The sequence below is a fragment of the Halpernia sp. GG3 genome, assembly GCF_052976925.2.
Map to the genome: position 1 here is coordinate 79,965 of NZ_JBRIIR020000012.1, position 21,271 is coordinate 101,235.

Consider the following 21,271-nt stretch of genomic DNA (forward strand, 5'->3'; position numbering starts at 1 on the left):
TATCTTATTTAAATAAAAAAATCCCGTTGAGTTTTATACTTAGCGGGATTTTTGTTTTAAAAAAAATGAATCTTCGTTTTACTTAATAAACAGGTCTTGTAAATTTTTTATAAACTTAAAATCACACCATTTTCTTTAAGTTGTTGTATTGGTTTTGAAAACCAAAACAATTCAAAATCTTTAAAATTTTCTTCGTAGTCGATTTTCAACTGTTGAAGTGTTATTTTTTTTGGATTTTCAACGGGATTTTCAGAAAGAATTTTTTTTAACCATTCTGTTTTTTCTTTTTCCAGTTCTACCTTTAAAACATTGGTTTTAAGGTGAAAAGTGAGTTGAGAATAGTCGAACGAATTTCCTTTTTTAATCTTAGTGTAATTTTCAATCTGTGGATTTTTAACTAAAAATATTAGTTTAGAATTTCCATTAAAAGCAAAATTGTCACCTTCCAAAAGACAATCGTGAATGTAGTTTGGATCAATCGTGGTTTTTGGAATTTTAAAATCAAACCAGTCTTTTAGCGGTAATTCAAAATTAATTCCGTGCATATAATTTAGCAGAGATTTTTTTAAACCAAAACTAAATTTATCATGTTCAATTCCAGTTTCGTCCGTAAAATCAATATCATTATGAGCAAAATTAATTTCCTTTCTAATTGGTGTCACACCAAATTCCTCTGGATTTTTACCTATTGGTGAATGCGCCGTCATCGCAAATTGATGCCAAAAGCCACTTTGTAAAATTCCCATTTCAAAAAGTTGACGCACCATTTCTAAAGAATCTACCGTTTCCTGAATGGTTTGTGTGGGATAACCGTACATTAAATAAGCGTGAACCATAACGCCCGCTTCAGTGAAATTTCTTGTGACCTGTGCAACTTGTTCTACGGTAACACCTTTTTCGATCAACTTCAATAATCGGTCACTAGCCACTTCCAAGCCGCCAGAAACGGCGATGCAACCTGAAATTTTCAATAAAAAACACAAATCTCTGGTGAAGCTTTTTTCAAATCTAATATTCGCCCACCAGGTTACTATTAAGTTCCGGCGTATAATTTCTAGTGCAACTTCGCGCATTAAAGCCGGTGGTGCGGCTTCATCTACAAAATGAAATCCAGATTCACCAGTTTGTAAAATGAGTTCCTCCATTCTGTCCACTAAAATTTTGGCAGAAATAGGTTCGTAGATTTTTATATAATCTAAAGAAATATCGCAAAATGTACATTTTCCCCAATAGCAACCGTGTGCCATGGTGAGTTTATTCCAACGTCCGTCGCTCCATAAACTATGCATTGGATTTACTATTTCGATGACTGAAATATATTGGTCTAAAATTAAATCCGAATAATCAGGCGTGCCGACAAAGGCCTGTTTATAATCTGCGCGTTTAGAATTATTTTTATAAACAACTTCATTATTTTCTAGTAAAAAAGTTCTTTTAAAATCTGATTGTGAATTGTTTTTGGTAGAATTAACATGGTCGAAAAGTAATTCCAAAGGTAATTCTCCGTCATCTAAAGTAATAAAATCAAAAAACTCAAAAACTCTTTTGTCTTTTAGTTCCCGTAATTCTGTATTTGGAAAACCGCCGCCCATTGCGATTTTTATATTTGGAAAATTTAATTTAATAAATTGCGCACATTTAAAAGCGGCGTAAAGATTTCCCGGAAAAGGAACAGAAAAACAGATTAATTTTGGCTGAATATTTTTTATTTTATCATCTAATATTTTTAAAGTAAAATCATCTATAAAAGACTTTTCACCAGTCAATTTTAGATAAAGTCCATTAAAAGAATTGGCGCTTTGACCAATACGTTCGGCGTATCTGCTAAAGCCGAAATCAGCATCAATATTTTCTACGATGTAATCTGATAAATCTTCTAAATAAAGCGTGGCAAGGTGTTTCGCTTTATCTTGTAAACCCATATTTCCAAAAGAATATTCTAAGTCATCAAGTTGGTTAAACCGCGAAGCTTCGGGCAAAAAATTCATGCTGCAAATTTGCCGTGCTAATGTTGGATTTTTATTTTGTAAAAAAAGAATGACTTGATCAATAGTTGTGATGTAATCTTCTTTTAAAGCGAAAATTCGTTTAGAATTTTCTGAAATAGTTTGTAGATTTTTTGATTCTTTAAAAACTTTCTCGAGACCATTTTTAGAAAATAATTTTAATATTACTTCAATTCCTAAATCCATTTGGAAACTTGAAATCCCTTTAGTGTTGAGAAAGCCTTTAATATAAGCAGTTGCGGGGTACGGCGTATTTAGTTGCGTAAAAGGTGGGGTGATGATTAACAAATCTTTCAAGAGAAAATTTTTACAAATTTATTTTAAAATTATTAATTAAATAAAAAACCGTCTGAAAAGATTCAAACGGTTTTTCTGTTACTTTTTCAAAGTTGATTATGCTTCTTTGAAAGCTAAATTATTTTCAGTTAAAAAAGCTTCTGCTTGTACTTTATATTTACCAGAAACGAGTTTTTCGTGAATGGCATCAAATGCGTCTAGTGTCTCATTAATTTCTGCATCAGTGTGCGAAGCAGTTGGAATTAATCTCAACAAAATCATCCCTTTTGGAATTACGGGATAAACAACTACTGAAGTAAAAATACCGTAATTCTCACGTAGATCTCGCACTAAAATAGTCGCCTCTATTGTGTCACCTTTCATCATAACTGGCGTCACACATGTGTTTGTATCACCAATATTATAACCGCGTTCACGCAGACCGTCTTGTAGTTTCTTCACATTGTACCACAATTTGTCTTTTAGTCCCGGATTAGAACGTAATAGGTCTAACCTTTTCAATCCACCAATGACCATTGGCATCGTTAAAGATTTAGCAAAAATCTGCGAACGCATATTATATTTTAAAAATCTAATAATTTCCTTTTCGCCGGCAATAAATGCTCCAAATCCCGCCATAGATTTTGCGAAAGTAGAGAAATAAATATCAATTTTATTTTGACATTCTTGCTCTTCTCCAACTCCAGCACCAGTTTTACCTAAAGTACCAAATCCATGTGCATCGTCAACCAAAAGTCTGAAATTATATTTTGATTTCAAATCTGTAATTTCTTTCACTTTACCTTGTATTCCGCGCATTCCGAAAACACCTTCGGTAATGACAAGAATACCACCACCTGTCTGGCTGGTCACTTTTTCTGCTCGTTTCAAGTTTTTTTCTAAACTTTCTACATCATTGTGTTTATAAGTAAAGTTTTTACCAATATGTAAACGTACGCCATCAATAATACAGGCGTGAGCATCAGCATCATAAACAATTACGTCATGTCTCGTAACCAATGAGTCAATAGTAGACACCATTCCTTGGTAACCAAAATTCAGTAAATACGCCGCTTCTTCTTTTACGAATGCCGCCAATTCTCTTTCTAATTGTTGGTGCGCATCTGTTTCGCCAGACATTGCTCTTGCTCCCATCGGATAAAAAAGGCCGTATTGAGCAGCGGCTTTAGCATCTGCTTCTAAAACTTCTGGGTGATTACAAAGACCTAAATAATCATTAGCACTCCAGTAAATAACCTCTCTTCCTTGAAATATCATCCTGGGACCAATAGGACCTTCCAATTTTGGAAAGACAAAATAACCTTCTGCATAATCCGCAAATTGACCTAAAGGGCCAGGATTTTGTCTAATACGTTCAAATATATCCATTAAATTTTTTTCTATATAGTTTTCCGAATGCAAAGTTAATGAAATATACGACAAATAAAAAGCCTTTAATTTTCACAAAAGGCTGACTTATATTATCTAATAATTTTTATAATTCTGTCGCAGTCTTGGAAACTGCTTCATAACTACTGTAACCATTTTTGGAAAATCCCTGCTCTGACATCCAGTCGTCACTGTATACTTTAGAAATATATCTTGAGCCATGATCCGGAAAAATTAGAACGATAATATCATCCTGTGATAAAGTGCTATTCTGCGCATACTGAATTAAAGCCTGCACAACTGCGCCCGTAGTATATCCGCCCATTATAGCTTCTTTCAAAGCAATTTCTCTAGTACGGTAAGCGCTGTCTTCGTCATTAACGCGTACAAATTCGTCAATTTTGTCAAATAACAAAGCACCAGGAATTAAATTTTTACCTAATCCTTCAATCTGGTATGAATGTATTTCTGATTCATCTATTTTACCAGTTTCGTGAAAGGTTTTTAAAACTGATCCATCGGCATCAACGCCGATAACTTTTATGTTTGGATTTTTTTCCTTTAAAAATTTTGCAGAGCCTGAAAGCGTTCCGCCGGTTCCGGTACATCCAAAAATGTGCGTAATTTTTCCGTCGGTTTGTTCCCAAATTTCAGGACCTGTACTTTGATAATGCGCATCAATATTTAATTCATTAAAATACTGATTGATATAAATAGAATTTGGTGTTTCTCTTGCAATTCTTTTCGCAACTTCATAATAAGATCTCGGATCGTCAGCGGCAACAGCAGCTGGACAAACATTTACAGTAGCTCCCAAGGCTTTTAGATATGCAATCTTTTCCGGTTTTGTTTTATCGCTTACAGACAATATGCATTTATAACCTTTTATAATACTTACCATCGCCATAGAAAAACCCGTATTTCCCGAAGTGGTTTCAACTATTGTGCAACCTGGATATAATAATCCATTTTTTTCAGCGGCTTCTATAATATGAAGTGCAATTCTATCTTTTGTTGAGTGACCTGGATTTGAAGATTCAAGTTTTGCAAAAACTTTTCCTGGGATATTTTTAGTAACTTGGTTTAGTCTAACCATTGGTGTGTTGCCAATTAATCCTAGAATACTATCGTGTACATTAGTCATTTTTATTCATTTTGTCTCTAAAAAACTGAATGCAAAAATAACAAAAAAAATTCAATCAAAAAAAGTTGACCCCCCCAATTATGATATATAGCATAGTAATTTTAATCGTTATTAACTTAATCTTGCTTTTCAGCCGAAATAGTTTAATAGCTTCTTTAAAATTTGTTAAAATATTTTAGGTATGAACTAAAAACATTAATTTCGCTGCATTAGAAAAAAATTATGAAAAATTGGTCCTTTAAAAAGTGGAATAACCTCCTAGGTTGGCTCGTATTTGCAATTTCTTTTATCACATATTTATCTACGATTGAACCTAATTTTAGTTTTTGGGATTGTGGAGAATACATTTCATCCGCGGTGAAACTGCAAGTAACTCATGCTCCTGGCGCTGCATTATTTCAATTAGTCGGGGCTGTTTTTGCAATGTTTGCTTTAGGAAATCATGATCACTATTCTGTAGTTATCAATGCCATGTCTTCTATGTTCAGTGCTTTCACAATTCTATTTTTATTTTGGACCATCACGCATTTGGTGCGCAGAATGTTTCATAAAGAGTTTACAGAAGTGACTAGAGGCGAAGAAATCACCATTTTATTTGCAGGTTTAGTCGGCGCTTTGTGTTTTGCTTTTTCCGACAGTTTCTGGTTTTCCGCTGTTGAAGGTGAGGTTTACTCGATGGCTTCTCTTTTTATCGCACTTATGTTATGGCTAATTACAAAATGGGAAAATGAATATCAAGCTGCAGATAATGAGCGTTGGATCATTTTAATATTTTTTATACTTGGTTTATCTATAGGCGTTCACATGATGTGTATGCTAGTAATACCTGCAGTTTGTCTTATTTATTATGCAAGAAATTACACCTTCACCTGGAAGGGATTTTTAATAGGAAATTTAGTTACTTTAGTTATATTAATTTTAGTTTTTAAAGGAGTTTTTCCTTTTATCATGGCGATGTTCGGTAAATCCGAAATTTTCTTTGTTAATGGTTTAGGGCTTCCTTTCCATTCGGGAACTATATTTGGATTTATTATTTTGATAGGTCTTTCGTATTTTATTATAAGATTTGCCAGAAAATCTAAAAAAAGAGTTTACCAAACAATTTCGTTATCCTTGGTTTATATGGTTATTGGTTTCTCCTGTTGGATGGTAATTCCGATCAGAGCCACTGCAAATCCACCCATAAATTTAAATAATCCAGATAATGCACTTGGCATGTTAGATTATTATAATCGAGCACAATACGGCGACTGGCCTACCGCTTATGGACAAAATTATACGGCTTATTTAGATGTAAACGGAATTCAAAAAAATGAAGACGGTAGTTTTAAAACAAATAAAACTGGTGATGTCTATGAAAAAGACGAGACGACAGGAACTTATAGAAAAACCAGTGAGCGTTTTGATTATGTTTTTTCTAAAGATCAGGTAAGTTTTATGCCAAGAATGTTTGCGGAAGATAAAGACGTGATGGCAAATTATATCTCAATGTATGGTGCGCCAGATTTTACATTTAATACGGATGATTCTGATATTGCTGATAATCCGCAAGCCAAACAGGCCTTTGATGAAATGCATAAGAAATATGAAAATGGCACTATAAAAGTTTCTGATTATCTGCAGGCGAAATCTCATAATTTAGTTAACGTTCAGCGCCCGTCTTTAGGTCAAAATTTAGATTATTTTTTCACTTTTCAGAATGGTTATTATTTTGCGCGTTACTTAATGTGGAACTTTGTAGGACGTCAAAATGATTTAGAAGGTAACATGGAAAACACCAACGGAAACTGGATTTCCGGGATTCCGTTTATTGATAACGCGATGTGGGGTGATCAGGCAGATATGCCCGCGAAATTTAAAAATGAAAGTACAGTTTACTTTTTCTTTTTACCGTTTTTATTGGGTTTGATCGGTTTCTTTTTTCAGTTAAATAAAGATTTCGGTCGGTTTTATGCCATTCTTGCCTTATTTGTGATCACCAGTGTAGGCATTGTTTTTTATACAGGAATGAAACCTTTTGAGCCGCGTGAAAGAGATTATGCTTTGGTAGGAGCTTTTTATGCTTTTGCAATTTGGATCGGTTTGGGTGCCGCTGCAGTCATCTGGTTTTTAAATAAAAAAGTTAAAAATAATACCATAAATATTTTCGCAGGAGCGGTAATGTTGGGCGTTCCATTTATGATGGGTTTTCAAAATTATAATGTCCACGACAGAAGCAATCGTTATACAGCGTATGATTACGCTTACTCAAGTTTAAAATCTTTGCCAAAAGAAGATATTTTATTTGTTTATGGTGATAACGATACTTATCCAGTCTGGGCACTTCAGGAAACTTCAGAATTCAGATCTGATGTGAAAGTGGTTAATTTTACACTTCTCTCCACTCCTTGGGATATTGATCAGGTAAAACGCCGGACTTATAACTCGATGCCTGTCCCTTCGCAATTAAATCATGATGATTATCGCGACGGTACAAATGATCAGATTTACATCATGTCAAAGAAAGATTGGAAAAACATCTTTGCTAATTTAAAAGATTCTGGTGCGCCAGATACAGCAATGTCTGAATTTAGAAAATATTTAACACAGGATTCTATGACTTTTAAAGAAGCCATGAATTTCATTAAAAGTAAATCAGAAGACAAAAATCAGATTCTGAAAATGATTTTTGGCGATGAAAAGTTTGATAAATTTAATTTTATTCCGGTAAGTAAATTTATTTTACCTGTAAATAAAGTAAACGCTGTAAAATCTGGTATTCTGCTTCCGCAAGATGCCCCGAAAGCGGTTGATCAAATTATGATAAACTACAAAAGCAATAGTATGTTTAAAAATAATCTGATGATGATGGATATTTTGGCAAATTTTGATTGGAAACGACCAATTAATTTCTCATCCGGTGGAATTTACGATGATGAAAATATATTTTACATGCAAGATTTCCTACAGTTTGATGGCTTTAGTTATCGCTTAACACCGATAGAAACTAAGCAAACAGAATCTGGTGATATGGGAAGAGTTGATGGAAATAGCTTGTATAATATTGTGAAAAGTTACCGTTGGGGGAATTTTAAGGATTTAAATGCTCATTTTGATGAAACTTGTACTCAAAATATTATCAGTTACAGAAATTCTGCAAGTCGTGCCGCAGAAGCTCTAGCTCTAAATGGAGAAAAGCAAAAAGCTTTAGAAATTTTAGATTTAGCTGCGAAAGAAATTCCTGTTCAGAAATACAACGATCCGCGTTCTTTGAGCGCAATCGTTTATGGCTACATTGTTTCCGGACAAGAGCAAAAGGGCTTAAAATTAGCCGATCAGCTTAAAAAAGGTATTTTCACAGAATATGATTACTATGCATCATTGAGTCCAAGAGAACAGAAGTTTTTAGGACGTCAAATGCGCACAAAACCGATGGAATATTCTATAGTTGTTGGCGCCGTTGCAGATGCTTACAAAAAAACGGGAAATCCAACAAAAGCGTATGATTATTTAGTTAAATCTATTCAACCCATTGATAAAAGATTTAATACTTTTATAAAAGATTTAAAGGAAATGGGTAAAGTAAAAGCGATGGATAAATCTGAGGAAGTGCAAAAAATTACACCATTTTATCAGTATCTATTTGAAATCATGAAACCGTATGATTCTACTTATACCAATGAGAAACTGGATCAAATAAGTAATGATTTAATCAAAGCGACGCAATAATTTTTTATTTTAAATTTTAATGATTCCATTTTTTAGTAAAGACATATTTCCCTATTTTTGACCAATGGAAAATTTCGTTGTTTCTGCAAGAAAATACCGTCCGCAAGAGTTTGATACTGTTGTTGGGCAATCTCATATTACAGATACTTTGGAACACGCCATTGAAAATAATCAACTTGCGCAGGCTTTGCTTTTTTGTGGTCCGCGAGGCGTTGGTAAAACCACTTGTGCAAGAATTTTAGCCAGAAAAATTAACGAAAAAGACGGTTCAACTTCCGAAGATAATTTTGCTTACAATATTTTTGAATTAGATGCGGCTTCCAATAATTCTGTAGATGATATTCGGAATTTAACGGATCAGGTTCGTTTTGCGCCGCAAGTCGGAAAGTATAAAATTTATATTATTGATGAGGTTCATATGTTGTCTTCCGCGGCTTTTAATGCATTTTTAAAAACTTTAGAAGAACCGCCGGAACACGCTATTTTCATTTTAGCAACCACAGAAAAGCATAAAATAATTCCGACAATTTTGTCGCGTTGTCAGATTTATGATTTTAAAAGAATTCAGATTGAAGATATTCAAAGTCATTTAAAAGAAATTGCTGAAAAAGAAAAAGTAAATTACGAAGAAGATGCTTTATTTTTGATTGCTCAGAAAGCAGACGGCGCTTTGCGTGACGCACTTTCTATTTTTGACAGAATGGTGACTTTTTCTCAGAATAATATTACTTTAGAAAAAACGGCTGAAGTTCTTAATATTTTAGATTACGATCAATATTTAAATATTGCAGATTTAGCGCAGGAAAATAAAATCCCGGAAGTACTTGGTGCGTTCAATGAAATTATAAAAAAAGGGTTTGATCCGCACATTTTTATTGCGGGTCTAGGAAGTCATTTCAGAGATTTGATGATGGCAAAAAATCCATTGACTTTAACTTTAATTGAAGTCGGAGATAAAAGTAAACAAAAGTATAGCGAGCAAAGTAAAAACTGGAGCGCGCAGGATTTAATTGATGCCGTTGAAATTTGTAATCACGCAGATATCAATTATAAAAATTCTAAAAATCCGCGTTTAACGGTAGAAATTGCGTTGATGCAATTGTCCAGTTTAAATCAACATCCGTTAGATTCTAAAAAAAAAAATTCTTAATTCTAGCGCCGTTTCTTAAAGAAGCTGTTGTTTTAAAAGGTCTTCCTGAAGTTTCCAAAACTGTTATTGAGAAAGAAATTAAGCCGATTACTTTGGTGCAAGAACCTGTGAATAAATTAGAATTACCTCAAAAAATTCAAATTCAAATTGCAGAAAAACCTTTAATTCAAAAAAAAGAAAAATCAAAATTTAGTATTTTTGATGCTTTAAAAGTTGAGGAAAAAAAGGAGGTTATAAATGAAATTGTGTTGGAAAAGGATAGACCACAAAACCACTTTTCTGAAACTGATTTGCAACAAGAATGGAATTTATTTTTAGAGGAAATTAAAATCGATAACTCTATGGTTTACAATGCTATAAATGGTTTTAAATTAATAAAAATTAACGAACACGACATAGAAATTTGTTATCCTTCAGAATCAGCGAGAGTGGAATTTAATACAGTAAATGCAAAATTTTTAAATCATTTTAAACACAAGGTTAATAATTTTCACATTACCCTCAATTTTAAAATGGATATTAAACTAAAAAAAGAAATACTGACAAAACGCAAAATTTTTGATAAATTTGCCGAGATTAATCCAGTTTTAAATGATTTAAATGATCTAATGAAATTTGATTTTTCTTAATTAATGATAAAAAATTGGCAAAGCCAAAACGTAAATGGAATTAAAAGAACTGAAAAATGAATGGGTAAATGAATTCCCAACACCTTTAATTATTGCCGGACCTTGCAGCGCAGAAAGTGAATCTCAGATGCTTCAAACGGCTAAAGAAATCAGAGAATCAAATGCAGAAATTCCAGTTTTCCGTGCAGGAATATGGAAACCGAGAACGAAGCCAAATGGTTTTGAAGGAGTTGGAGTAATTGGTTTAAACTGGCTAAAAAAAGTAAAAGAAGAATATGGTTTTAAAACCGCTACAGAAGTTGCAAATGCGCACCACGTTTTTGCCGCTTTAGAAGCTGATGTAGACATATTGTGGATTGGCGCACGTTCCACTGTAAATCCCTTTACTGTGCAGGAAATTGCCGTCGCACTTCGCGGCACCAATAAACCGGTTTTTGTAAAAAATCCTGTAAACCCAGATTTGGCTTTATGGATTGGCGCAATGGAAAGACTTTTAGGTCAAGGCGTAGAAAATTTAGGTGCAATCCACCGCGGTTTTTCAACGTATCAAAAAACGAAATATAGAAATATTCCAAACTGGCAAATCGCTTTAGATTTCCGGCATCAGTTTCCAAATATCCCGATGATCGTTGATCCGTCGCATATTTGTGGTAACAGAACAGGATTAGCTGGGATTACACAAGAAGCGTTAAATGTTGGTTACCAAGGTGCAATGATTGAAACTCATTATTCGCCAGACGAAGCGTGGAGTGATGCTGCACAGCAAATTACGCCAGCTGTTTTGGGTGAATTAATTTCAAATTTAAAAATCAGGAATTCTGATATTTCAAAATGGGATGATGAAATGACGCGTCACAGAACTTTAATCAGCGACATTGATTTTCAATTAATCGATATTTTATCCCAAAGAATGAAAGTTTCTGAGAAAATCGGAACTTTAAAAAAAGAAAATAATATTGCGATTTTTCAGCCAGATCGATGGAGAATTATTACAGAATATGCGTCTCAAAAAGCCGAAGAAACTGGCATGAGCAGTGAATTTATTGAAAAAGTTTTTAAAGCGATTCACGAAGAATCTATTGAAGTGCAAAATAGTATTATGATCAATAAATAATTTTATAATTATCAAGCAAAATTTAATGATTTGAAAGGCCTCGTTATAAAATCTACCGGAAGCTGGTACCAAGTGATGGAAGAAAAAACCGGAACGGTTTTCGAGGCACGAATTCGCGGTAAATTTAAATTAATAAAAAGTCGGTTAACAAATCCTTTGGCGGTTGGAGATAACGTAGAATTCCAACTTGAAATAGATGATGTCGCATGGATTACTAGAATTGAACCCCGAAGAAATTATTTAATCAGAAAAGCCGTTAATCTTTCAAAAGAATCGCATATTATTGCGTCGAATGTTGATGTTGCGTGTTTTATTTTTACTTTAAAACAGCCGGAAACGTCTTTTGGATTTCTTGATCGCTTTTTGGCGTGTTGTGAAGCTTATAATATTTTACCATTAATATTATTTAGCAAAATTGATCTTTTATCTGAACCAGAAATCGAGTTTGTAGAGCAAATTCAAACGATGTATCAAAATATTGGATATCAAGGTTTAATGATTTCTTCTGTTTCAGAATTAAATTTAAACCTATTGACAGAGAATATTAAAAATAAAACCTCAGTTTTCTTTGGACATTCAGGAAGCGGAAAATCAACGTTGGTAAACGCTTTGCAACCTGGTTTGGATATAAAAACAGGTTTAATTTCTGAAATTCATCAAAAGGGAAAACATACAACAACTTTTGCACAGATGCATTTCTGGAAATTTGGTGGGAGCGTTATTGATACTCCCGGAGTACGTGAGTTTGCGATGATAGATGTTGAAAAAGAAGATATTCAACACTATTTTCCAGAAATTTTTAAATTGGGCAGAAGTTGTAAATTTTACAATTGTCTTCATATCAACGAACCAAAATGTGCAGTTTTAGAAGGTTTAGAGAATGATACAATTCAAGATTCTCGCTATATTACGTATTTAAAATTAATGGAAGAAGCGGAACAACTTCAGAAAAACTAGTTTAAAAAAACAAAACCCCAACAGAAGCTGGGGTAAAAACTAATAACCATGAAAACTCAATTAAACATGAGAATCGGATGGGCTATTTCAAATCTTGTGCCAAGTTTTTAGATTTCAATAAAAGTTTTTATATTAATAGAAATTCATTACTTTTGCGGCAAATTAAAACAGAAAAATGTCAGGAGAAATTACATTCACAATGATTAAACCAGATGCAGTTGCAGACGGTCACATCGGTGCAATCTTAGGAAAAATAGCAGGTGCTGGATTCAAAATCAAAGCCTTGAAATTAACGCAACTTACGGTTGCAGATGCTCAAAAATTTTACGAAGTTCACGCGGAAAGACCTTTTTACGGTGAATTAGTAGATTTTATGTCTTCCGGACCAATCGTTGCGGCAGTTTTAGAAAATGAAAACGCGGTAGAAAGTTTCAGAACTTTAATCGGTGCCACAAATCCTGCGGATGCAGCGGAAGGAACAATTAGAAAAATGTTTGCAAAATCAATCGGTGAAAACGCAGTTCATGGATCAGATTCAGATGAAAATGCGCATATAGAAGCGGCATTTCATTTTGCCGGTAAAGAAATTTTCTAATTTTTTTAAAAATTAAAGATAGACTCCGTTTGAAATTAAATTTTGAAGCGGTTTTTTATTTATTGCTACGTAAAATTTTGATTTTAAATAACTATTAAATTATCAGTTATTATTTAAATAAATTGTAATTTCATAGTCTAAATTCTATATTTAAAACTATGCAAAATATAATTACTAAAAATCATTTATTTGATACGTTTTTATCAGTTAATTCCAAAGAGATACCGCAGATTTATCAAGAAGAATACTTGGTAAATGGGGAATTTAAACCTTGGAATGGACCATTTAAAGAAGTAAATGCAGCAATCTGTCGTCAAACCAGTGAGGGCAAATTAGAACGTATTTCCATTGGGAAAATTCCTAAAACGGGATTGTCAGAAGCATTTGAATGTTTAGAAAGTTCAGAAATGGCTTATGATAATGGTTTTGGGGAATGGCCAATGTTTTCTGTTGAGCAAAGAATTTTCCACGTGGAAAAGTTTGTTGGTGAAATGATTAATTTGAGATCCGAAGTGGTCAATTTATTAATGTGGGAAATTGGAAAATCTCAAAATGATTCGGAAAAAGAATTTGACAGAACTATAAAATATATTTATGATACGATTGAATCATTAAAAAAATTAGAACGTAAATCTTCTACATTTGTCATTGAAGAGGGCGTTATTGGGCAAGTTCGTCGCTCATCTTTAGGTATTACTTTGTGTATCGGTCCGTATAATTATCCTTTAAACGAAACTTATACTTTGATGATTCCAGCTTTAATAATGGGCAATGTTGTTCTATTTAAACCACCAAAAAATGGGTGTTTGTTGCATTATTCTTTATCAAAAGCCATAGAAAAAAGTTTCCCAAAAGGTGTCGTGAATTATTTGTACGGCAAGGGAAGCGAGATCATAGAACCTTTGATGCATACGGGGAAAATTAATGTTTTAACTTTAATTGGATCATCCAAAGTTGCGTCAGATATAAAAAAAGCACACCCTAAAGTAAATCGTTTGCGGGCAATTTTAGGTTTAGATGCGAAAAATCCGGCGATTGTTTTAGAAAACGCTAATTTAGAAAATGCAGTTGAAGAGTGTGTTTTAGGAAGTTTGTCTTTTAATGGTCAGCGTTGTACCGCGTTGAAAATTTTGTACGTTCATGAAAATATAAAAGATGAATTTATAAAAAAATTCTGTGAAAAAGTGGATGCCTTAAAATTCGGAATGCCGTGGGACGAAAAAGTTCAAATTACACCGTTGCCGGAAGAAGAAAAATTTAAATATTTAAATGATTGCATTTCAGATGCAAAAGCAAAAGGCGCTTCGATCATGAATGAAAATGGCGGTGTTCAAAATGGAACATTGTTTTTCCCTGCGGTAATATATCCCGTAAAAGAGGGAATGAAATTGTACCGCGAGGAACAATTTGGACCCATCGTTCCGATTGTTTCATTTACAGATATGCAGGAACCAATTGATTATATGATCACTTCAAACTACGGACAACAGGTGAGTATCTTTGGGACTGATACCAAAGAAATTTCACATTTAATTGATGGTTTGGTAAATCAGGTTTCCCGCGTAAACATTAATGTTCAATGCCAAAGAGGGCCTGATACATTTCCTTTTACCGGTAGAAAAGATTCTGCGGAAGGAACGCTTTCTGTTTATGATGCACTGCGTTCGTTTTCGATCAGAACGGTTGTTGCAACGAAAGAAACGAAAGAGAATAAAGCAATTATCAATAAAATTGTTACCGAAGACGAATCGAGTTTTCTCTCGACAAAATTTATATTTTAATTTAAAAGTTTCAGTTTCAGTTGCAGTTTGATTTTTTTGAACTGCGACTGAACTTTAATTAATTTTCTCTTTGTACTTTAAATTTTCAAAAGTTCAATTGTTTTTGCTGGATCTTCTGAGGAGAAAACCGCGTTCCCAGCAACTAAAACATCTGCACCTGCGTCGAATAGTTTTGTGGCATTTTCAAGATTTACCCCGCCATCAACTTCTATCAAGGCTCTGGAATTATTACTCAAAATTAAATCTTTCGTTTCAGCGATTTTTTTATAGGTATTTTTAATGAATTTTTGTCCGCCAAAACCTGGATTTACGCTCATTAATAAAACCAGATCTACATCTTCAATAATATCTTCCAACATCAAAACTGGTGTAGAAGGATTTAAAACAACACCTGCTTTTGCGCCCAAACTTTGAATTAAATTAATAGTTCTATTTAAGTGAACGCAGGCTTCATAATGCACAGAAACGAGATCTGCACCTAGATTGATGAATTCTTCCACATATTTTTCTGGTTCTAAGATCATTAAATGAACATCTACAAATTTTTTAGAATGTTGCTGCACGGTTTTCATCACCGGAAAGCCGAAAGAAATATTAGGAACGAATCTTCCGTCCATCACATCGACGTGAAGCCAGTCTGCCTGGGAATCATTGAGCATATTGATGTCGCGTTCCAAATTACCGAAATCTGCGGAAAGTAGGGAAGGTGAGATTAGTTTTGTTTTCATGGTTTTAGGAAAAGTCGATTTTTTATGAATTTTTTTTAATCTTTCTATTTGCCAAATAGCTCGTGTAAGTTATTTTCATATAATGCGCCACCCTCGATTTTGGTGATTTCATTAGTGGATAATATAAGCATTTTTCTGTCAAGCGAAGTGAATGTGCCATATTCCTCTATTATGATATGATCACCGTCGATTTCTTTGATTTCTCCAATAATACAAATTCCAGTATCAATATCTTGAATATAAATTGTCACGTATCCAAATAATTTTTCTACAGAATTTAATATATTGTAAATACTATCGATATTAATATTAAAGATATCTTGGTTTCTTTTTTCTTTGAGTGCAAATTTTGAAGTTGTTTTGATATCGTTTCCTGACCATTTAATTCTGGTAATGTTTTCTCTTTTTATTACTGAAATGCCGTCAGGTTTTCCAACATTTGTGAATTTTTCTAAAAGAATAAATTCTTCATTGAAGTCTAGGATGTAGCAATAGGTCGATTCCTGAAACCTGTCCGTGTAAATATCAGTAAAGGTTTGGTCATTTCGAAGTTTTTGTAAATATTTTGTTTGAATATTCATTTTGTTATAAAATTATGTTTGATACACAAATATAAGTAAGTTTCTAAATTATTTTTCCAATTAAACAAAATACTTACGCAGCCCGACTTGAGTGGAAATCCTTTTTTTTTGCATTTGAAAAAAAAGATTGAGAACGGAAGGCGGAAATTGCTGCCCAAAAAAATTTTTAAAGTCTATCATCTTTAATCTTTTCGTCTTTAATCTAATTTTAATGGTATTTCAAATTCATTTCTGGTGTAATTTTCAGTAAAGTTTCATAAATTAATTTGATCACATTTCCGACATCTTCTTTGGAAACCATTTCTACCGTTGTGTGCATATATCTTAAAGGCAAAGAAATTAAAGCACTCGGAACGCCGCCGTTTGAATGTGCAAAAGCGTCGGTGTCAGTTCCTGTAACGCGGCTTGAAGCGGCTCTTTGAATGGGAATTTTCTTAGTTTTTGCCGTTTCAACAATCAATTCACGAATTTTGTGGTGAACAGTTGGCGCAAAAAATACAACCGGTCCATCGCCACATTTTTGGTCGCCTTCTTTTTTCTTTTCAATCATTGGTGTAGTTGTGTCGTGGGTGACATCCGTAATAATCGCAATATTTGGTTTAATAGAATCTGCAATCATATCTGCGCCGTAAAGTCCAACCTCTTCCTGCACAGAATTTACGATGTATAAGCCAAAAGGTAATTTCTTTTTATTTTCTTTTAAAAGTCGGGCAACTTCTGCAATCATAAAACCGCCCATTCTATTATCTAAAGCACGGCAAACGAAATAACGGTCATTTAAATCAAAAAAAGTATCGGGATAAGTAATCATACAACCGACAAAAATGCCTAGATCTTCAACTTCTTTTTTAGTGATGGCGCCGCAATCAATAAAAATATTTTCAATTTTTGGCGTCACTTCTTTTTCCACGCCCATTCTGGTATGAATGGCTGGCCAGCCGAAAACGCCTTTTATAACGCCTTTTTCACCGTGGATATTGACTATTTTTGAAGGTGCAATTAACTGATCAGAACCACCGTTTCTAATGACATAGATTAAACCGTCATCTGTAATATAATTGACGTACCAAGATATTTCGTCTGCGTGCGCTTCTATCACTACTTTGAACGCAGCTTCTGGATTGATGACGCCGTAAACTGTGCCATAATTATCAATCTCAACTTTGTCCACATAATGTTTAATATAATTCTTCCAAATTTTCTGTCCTTCGTGCTCGTAGCCGGTGGGTGAGGCCACATTTAAATAACTTTCTAAAAACTTTAATGATTCTTTTTGAAACTTCATCTTGAGGAATGATTTTTGCTAAATTAATTCGTTTTAATAGTGGTAAAAGTAATGAAATTATATAGATTTTTTTTAATAATTTTCTTTTTTGGAGGGCTAAACGTGATTTTTTCGCAAGATACTTTAGCAACTAAATCACTTAGCCAATATCCTCCGGAAATGATAAAAGTAGACGAGTTTGGTGACAAATATGTCTATGATGAAGCACAGAAAGCCAAAATTTATTTTATAAATGGCGAAACAGTTGTGGTTATGGATGAGCTAATTTTAGCAGGAAAGCCACATTTTAATAATCAATTAGATCAAAATTATTACTATTTCCTTAATAAAAAATTGAATAGAGTTTACCCACTTTTTGTAACAGCATTAGATCAGTATCAAGATATTCAACAGGAAGTCAGAACCATTGATGTTAATAAGAGGCGGGATTATATAAAGGACCGTCAAAATAAATTGGCGGATGAATATGAGTCCAAATTAAAAGATCTAACTACTTCTGAAGGACAGATATTTACTAAATTAATGTATCGCGCGACTGGGAAAACCGTTTTTGAAATTATCAAAGAGCTTCGTGGAGGCTGGAGTTCCTTCTGGTGGAGTGTAAAAGGAAATATTGCCGACGTCGATATTAAAGAACCATATGATCCTCATAAAAATAGGGTTGATGAATTTGTTGAAAGTCTTTTGCAGTCTAATTGGAATGCAGGACTTTTGCAGCCTTATCCAGGATCTCAAAATTTTAAAATAAAGAAATAATTAGAATTTTTTTTTGTAATTAATTTTTTATTTTAAAAATTGATACATTTGACCTCTTATAAAAAACAATTTTACTTATGAAACACTTTAAACTCTTATTAGTTTTATCATTTATCTTGGTCTATAATTTTGGATATTCTTGGGGAACGACGGGTCACAGGGTAGTTGCAGAAATTGCGCAACACCACTTAACAAATAAAGCGAAACGTAATTTAAAGAAAATTTTAGGCGATGAGCCAATGGCTTATTGGGCAAACTGGCCAGATTTTATAAAATCTGACACAACTGAAGTTTGGAAGTCTTCTTCAGCATGGCATTATATTAATATTGATAAGCAGGACAATATGAAGGATTTTGATTCTGCTATTAAGGCTCAAAAAGCGCCAAATTTATACACTCAAATACAGATTTTATCCGCTCAACTTAAAGATCCAAAAACTTCTTTAAAGGATAAAAGAATAGCGCTTTATTTTATAATTCATTTGGTTGGAGACTTGTCGCAGCCAATGCACACAGGTCGTTTAGGGGATTTGGGCGGCAATAAAATTAAACTGCAGTTTTTTGGACAGGATACTAACTTACACAGTCTTTGGGATTCAAAATTAATAGATTTCACGCAGTATAGCTATACGGAATTTGCCCGCGTTTTAGATATTAAAACTCCGGAGGAGGTAAAAGAGATACAATCCGGAACTTTGGAAGACTGGCTGTATGACAGTCATCAAAAAGCAAATTATATCTATGCCAACACTGTTGCCGGAAAAAATTACAGTTATGATTATGACTATAAATTTGAGGCGATTTTAGAACGTCAGCTGCTTTATGGCGGTCTAAGATTAGCAAAAATTTTAAACGATATTTTATAAAAATTTTTTCTGAAGTTTTTTAAAAACTATTTTGTCTACAGGCAGATTTAATGGCTCTCCTTCGGTTTGAAGTGTGAGCCATTCTGCTTTTTCAATACAGTTATCCATAATTAAAAACTCACTTTCATCCAGAATTTCTGCTAAATAGTATAAGGTCAAGAGTTGCTCATCAGGTCTAAATTTTGAAATTACAAAGTCTTCCTGCGTGTAAAAATGTGAGATATTTTCTATTTTAACATTTAGTTCTTCCAAAAACTCACGGTGCAAACAGTCAATTACACTCTCTCCGTATTCCAAACCGCCTCCTGGGAATTTCACTAGAAAATCGCCGGCATATTCTTCATGTAAAACTAAAACCTTACCGTCTTTAATGACACAAGCATAAACTCTGATATTAAAATTATTAATCATAATCTATTTCTTAAAATTCTTAAAATTATTTTGTTTGTAAAACTGCATTGATCATTTCTCGTTTTCCTGGCGGACCCTGTAGTTTTTCGACTTCGAAATCAAGTTCCTTCAATGCGCGCCTAAAACTGCCTTTGGATGAATAAGTTGTTAATAATCCACCGGAAGTCATCTTATTTTTTATTTTTTTTAAAAGATCAATTTCCCATAGATCGGGTTGCACTCTGGAACCAAAGCAATCGAAATAAACGAGATTAATTGGTGGTAATTTTATCCTTTCTAAATTATGAAAATCATCTTTTATTTTTTTAAAGAAAAAATTTGGAATTAATTCTATTTTTTCGTTCCACTCGCAACTGTGAATTCTATTAAAAATAGATTCCAGTTTAACTTCAAAAAGATTGAAATACGCTAATTCTAATATTTCATTAGTATTCACGGGATATTTTTCTAAAGTATGATAATTTATCCTATGATTTTTGTCAGTTTTCAAAAAATCATTAATCGTTGCTAAAAGATTGAGACCTGTACCAAAACCTAGTTCTAAAATATTAATATCATAACTATTTATCTTCTTTAATCCATTTTCAATAAAGACATGTTTAGCTTCCTGAAGTGCACCATGTGTAGAATGATAACTTTCATTTAGTTCTCTGATATATAACGTTTTAGCGCCGTCATTTGTAACAATAATTTCTCTTTCCATCGTCTTTTTTTCAAATTTAAACTTAAATTTTGAATTAAAAAAAATTATATTATATTTGTATGACAACGAAAAAATAATTAAAATGATAATTCAAAAATCTACTAATCCAAGAATAGCTTCGTTCGATCCGAATAATTTTTCTTTTGGAGATACATTTATTGATCACATGCTAATCTGTGAATATGAGGAGGGGAAATGGGGCGAACCAAAGATTGTTCCATATGGTCCGATAGGTTTTTCACCAGCAATGATGGGAGTTAATTATGGGCAGGCATGCTTTGAAGGCATGAAAGCATACAAAGATGAAAATGACAATGTTTTCTTATTTCGTCCCGAGAAAAATGCAGCGAGAATTAATAAATCTGCTAGGAGATTGGCTATGCCGGAAGTTCCAGAGGATGTTTTTTTAAATGGTTTGAAAACATTAATTGACTTAGACAGAGCATGGATCCCCAAAGGAGAAGGAATGTCCTTATACATTAGACCGTTGATTTTTGCTACTGAAGAAGTATTAAAAGCCAGAATTTCTAACAAATACATGTTTGCAATTGTTGCAACACCTGCGAAAAGTTATTATTCTGCGCCAGTTTCTGTTAAAATTTCCGATCATTATTCCCGTGCCGCAAATGGTGGTGTTGGTTCTGCTAAGGCTGCAGGAAATTACGCTGCCGCTTTTTATCCTACGAAATTAGCAAATGATGAAGGTTTTGATCAAGTGATTTGGACTGATGATACGTCACACGAGTATTTTGAAGAAAGTGGTACGATGAACGTTTTTGTAAGAATTAATGATATTATTTATACTCCTAAGACTTCAGAAAAGATTTTAGATGGTGTTACACGTGACAGCTTTTTAAAGTTAGCTGAAAAGAGAAATATTAAAGTGGTTGTGGGTGATGTAAAAGTAAAAGATGTTGTAGAAGCTTTTAGCAATGGAACTTTAAAAGAAGTTTGGGGTGTAGGAACTGCTGTTGTAACAAGTGTGTTCAAATCACTTGGATACAAAGACAGACTTTTAACTTTACCAGTTTTATCTGATGAAGAGAGTTTCGCCTTAACATTGAAAAATGATCTTACTGACATTCAGACTAATAAAGCGGAAGATCCTTTTAACTGGAGATTTAAAGTGGAGCAAAATATTATGGAAAATGCATAATATTTAATTTTAAGATTTTATAAACCGGGGACAACT

General features: G+C 33.3%; 18 protein-coding genes. 10 read left to right on the plus strand and 8 right to left on the minus strand.

Annotation, left to right across the window (positions count from 1 at the left end; all coding sequences use genetic code 11):
- Positions 1–107 precede the first annotated feature (107 nt).
- The 3 genes from ACVBED_RS06745 to ACVBED_RS06755 form a co-directional block, all read right to left on the minus strand.
- Positions 108–2,303, minus strand: a complete 2,196-nt coding sequence (locus ACVBED_RS06745; RefSeq protein ID WP_473094726.1) for a B12-binding domain-containing radical SAM protein — start codon at positions 2,301–2,303, stop codon at positions 108–110.
- 96 nt (positions 2,304–2,399) lie between these two features.
- On the minus strand, positions 2,400–3,671 hold the full coding sequence (locus ACVBED_RS06750; protein WP_447119879.1) for an aminotransferase class I/II-fold pyridoxal phosphate-dependent enzyme: 1,272 nt from the start codon (positions 3,669–3,671) through the stop codon (positions 2,400–2,402).
- Between the two features lie 106 nt (positions 3,672–3,777).
- The gene (locus tag ACVBED_RS06755; RefSeq protein ID WP_473094727.1) at positions 3,778–4,815 is read right to left on the minus strand and encodes a PLP-dependent cysteine synthase family protein; all 1,038 of its coding nucleotides are present in this window, start codon (positions 4,813–4,815) and stop codon (positions 3,778–3,780) included.
- A 222-nt stretch (positions 4,816–5,037) separates the two neighbouring features.
- Between ACVBED_RS06755 and ACVBED_RS06760 the strand changes: the two genes are divergently transcribed.
- The 7 genes from ACVBED_RS06760 to ACVBED_RS06790 all read left to right on the plus strand — a co-directional run bounded on the left by ACVBED_RS06760 (position 5,038) and on the right by ACVBED_RS06790 (position 14,749).
- On the plus strand, positions 5,038–8,523 hold the full coding sequence (locus ACVBED_RS06760; protein ID WP_473094728.1) for a glycosyltransferase family 117 protein: 3,486 nt from the start codon (positions 5,038–5,040) through the stop codon (positions 8,521–8,523).
- A 64-nt stretch (positions 8,524–8,587) separates the two neighbouring features.
- Complete coding sequence (gene dnaX / locus ACVBED_RS06765) at positions 8,588–9,673, plus strand: DNA polymerase III subunit gamma/tau (RefSeq protein WP_473094729.1); 1,086 nt, start codon at positions 8,588–8,590, stop codon at positions 9,671–9,673.
- Between the two features lie 107 nt (positions 9,674–9,780).
- Positions 9,781–10,302: a hypothetical protein gene (locus ACVBED_RS06770; RefSeq protein WP_473094730.1), complete on the plus strand. Its 522-nt coding sequence runs from the start codon at positions 9,781–9,783 to the stop codon at positions 10,300–10,302.
- 34 nt (positions 10,303–10,336) lie between these two features.
- On the plus strand, positions 10,337–11,416 hold the full coding sequence (locus tag ACVBED_RS06775; protein WP_473094731.1) for a chorismate mutase: 1,080 nt from the start codon (positions 10,337–10,339) through the stop codon (positions 11,414–11,416).
- A gap of 30 nt (positions 11,417–11,446) precedes the next feature.
- Positions 11,447–12,373, plus strand: a complete 927-nt coding sequence (gene rsgA / locus ACVBED_RS06780; RefSeq protein WP_447119881.1) for a ribosome small subunit-dependent GTPase A — start codon at positions 11,447–11,449, stop codon at positions 12,371–12,373.
- Between the two features lie 175 nt (positions 12,374–12,548).
- Positions 12,549–12,968 carry a nucleoside-diphosphate kinase gene (locus tag ACVBED_RS06785; RefSeq protein WP_473094732.1) on the plus strand — a complete coding sequence of 140 codons (420 nt, stop codon included), beginning with the start codon at positions 12,549–12,551 and terminating at the stop codon, positions 12,966–12,968.
- A gap of 158 nt (positions 12,969–13,126) precedes the next feature.
- Positions 13,127–14,749 (plus strand): NADP-dependent glyceraldehyde-3-phosphate dehydrogenase, encoded by a 1,623-nt coding sequence (locus tag ACVBED_RS06790; RefSeq protein ID WP_447119882.1) that lies wholly within the window; start codon positions 13,127–13,129, stop codon positions 14,747–14,749.
- Between the two features lie 77 nt (positions 14,750–14,826).
- Here ACVBED_RS06790 and rpe read toward each other — a convergent pair whose 3' ends face one another.
- From rpe to ACVBED_RS06805, 3 genes are all read right to left on the minus strand, one after another.
- Positions 14,827–15,477: a ribulose-phosphate 3-epimerase gene (gene rpe / locus ACVBED_RS06795; protein ID WP_447119883.1), complete on the minus strand. Its 651-nt coding sequence runs from the start codon at positions 15,475–15,477 to the stop codon at positions 14,827–14,829.
- Positions 15,478–15,521: 44 nt separating this feature from the next.
- Positions 15,522–16,058: a hypothetical protein gene (locus ACVBED_RS06800; RefSeq protein WP_447119884.1), complete on the minus strand. Its 537-nt coding sequence runs from the start codon at positions 16,056–16,058 to the stop codon at positions 15,522–15,524.
- A 208-nt stretch (positions 16,059–16,266) separates the two neighbouring features.
- Positions 16,267–17,343, minus strand: a complete 1,077-nt coding sequence (locus ACVBED_RS06805) for a M42 family metallopeptidase (protein ID WP_447119885.1) — start codon at positions 17,341–17,343, stop codon at positions 16,267–16,269.
- Between the two features lie 51 nt (positions 17,344–17,394).
- Between ACVBED_RS06805 and ACVBED_RS06810 the strand changes: the two genes are divergently transcribed.
- Together ACVBED_RS06810 and ACVBED_RS06815 are read left to right on the plus strand one after the other, a co-directional pair.
- Positions 17,395–18,099: a DUF4294 domain-containing protein gene (locus tag ACVBED_RS06810; RefSeq protein ID WP_447119886.1), complete on the plus strand. Its 705-nt coding sequence runs from the start codon at positions 17,395–17,397 to the stop codon at positions 18,097–18,099.
- Positions 18,100–18,176: 77 nt separating this feature from the next.
- Entirely contained in the window at positions 18,177–18,965 is a 789-nt protein-coding gene (locus ACVBED_RS06815) for a S1/P1 nuclease (RefSeq protein ID WP_447119887.1), read from the plus strand.
- Here ACVBED_RS06815 and ACVBED_RS06820 read toward each other — a convergent pair.
- Both ACVBED_RS06820 and mnmC2 read right to left on the minus strand, forming a co-directional pair.
- Positions 18,960–19,376, minus strand: a complete 417-nt coding sequence (locus ACVBED_RS06820; protein WP_447119888.1) for an NUDIX domain-containing protein — start codon at positions 19,374–19,376, stop codon at positions 18,960–18,962. The genes ACVBED_RS06815 and ACVBED_RS06820 overlap by 6 nt on opposite strands.
- A gap of 25 nt (positions 19,377–19,401) precedes the next feature.
- Positions 19,402–20,079: a tRNA (5-methylaminomethyl-2-thiouridine)(34)-methyltransferase MnmC2 gene (gene mnmC2 / locus ACVBED_RS06825; protein WP_447119889.1), complete on the minus strand. Its 678-nt coding sequence runs from the start codon at positions 20,077–20,079 to the stop codon at positions 19,402–19,404.
- An 82-nt stretch (positions 20,080–20,161) separates the two neighbouring features.
- Here mnmC2 and ACVBED_RS06830 point away from each other — a divergent pair, with 82 nt between their 5' ends.
- Complete coding sequence (locus ACVBED_RS06830) at positions 20,162–21,235, plus strand: branched-chain amino acid aminotransferase (RefSeq protein WP_447119890.1); 1,074 nt, start codon at positions 20,162–20,164, stop codon at positions 21,233–21,235.
- Positions 21,236–21,271 lie beyond the last annotated feature (36 nt).

Excerpts from the sequence above, each read along its gene's own strand:
- mnmC2 (WP_447119889.1), bottom strand. The coding sequence starts at position 20,079 with ATGGAAAGAGAAATTATTGTTACAAATGACGGCGCTAAAACGTTATAT.
- ACVBED_RS06805 (WP_447119885.1), bottom strand. The coding sequence starts at position 17,343 with ATGAAGTTTCAAAAAGAATCATTAAAGTTTTTAGAAAGTTATTTAAAT.
- ACVBED_RS06785 (WP_473094732.1), top strand. The coding sequence starts at position 12,549 with ATGTCAGGAGAAATTACATTCACAATGATTAAACCAGATGCAGTTGCA.
- ACVBED_RS06830 (WP_447119890.1), top strand. The coding sequence starts at position 20,162 with ATGATAATTCAAAAATCTACTAATCCAAGAATAGCTTCGTTCGATCCG.
- ACVBED_RS06810 (WP_447119886.1), top strand. The coding sequence starts at position 17,395 with ATGAAATTATATAGATTTTTTTTAATAATTTTCTTTTTTGGAGGGCTA.
- ACVBED_RS06750 (WP_447119879.1), bottom strand. The coding sequence starts at position 3,671 with ATGGATATATTTGAACGTATTAGACAAAATCCTGGCCCTTTAGGTCAA.
- ACVBED_RS06800 (WP_447119884.1), bottom strand. The coding sequence starts at position 16,058 with ATGAATATTCAAACAAAATATTTACAAAAACTTCGAAATGACCAAACC.
- dnaX (WP_473094729.1), top strand. The coding sequence starts at position 8,588 with ATGGAAAATTTCGTTGTTTCTGCAAGAAAATACCGTCCGCAAGAGTTT.
- ACVBED_RS06760 (WP_473094728.1), top strand. The coding sequence starts at position 5,038 with ATGAAAAATTGGTCCTTTAAAAAGTGGAATAACCTCCTAGGTTGGCTC.
- ACVBED_RS06790 (WP_447119882.1), top strand. The coding sequence starts at position 13,127 with ATGCAAAATATAATTACTAAAAATCATTTATTTGATACGTTTTTATCA.
- ACVBED_RS06775 (WP_473094731.1), top strand. The coding sequence starts at position 10,337 with ATGGAATTAAAAGAACTGAAAAATGAATGGGTAAATGAATTCCCAACA.
- ACVBED_RS06815 (WP_447119887.1), top strand. The coding sequence starts at position 18,177 with ATGAAACACTTTAAACTCTTATTAGTTTTATCATTTATCTTGGTCTAT.
- rpe (WP_447119883.1), bottom strand. The coding sequence starts at position 15,477 with ATGAAAACAAAACTAATCTCACCTTCCCTACTTTCCGCAGATTTCGGT.
- ACVBED_RS06755 (WP_473094727.1), bottom strand. The coding sequence starts at position 4,815 with ATGACTAATGTACACGATAGTATTCTAGGATTAATTGGCAACACACCA.
- ACVBED_RS06820 (WP_447119888.1), bottom strand. The coding sequence starts at position 19,376 with ATGATTAATAATTTTAATATCAGAGTTTATGCTTGTGTCATTAAAGAC.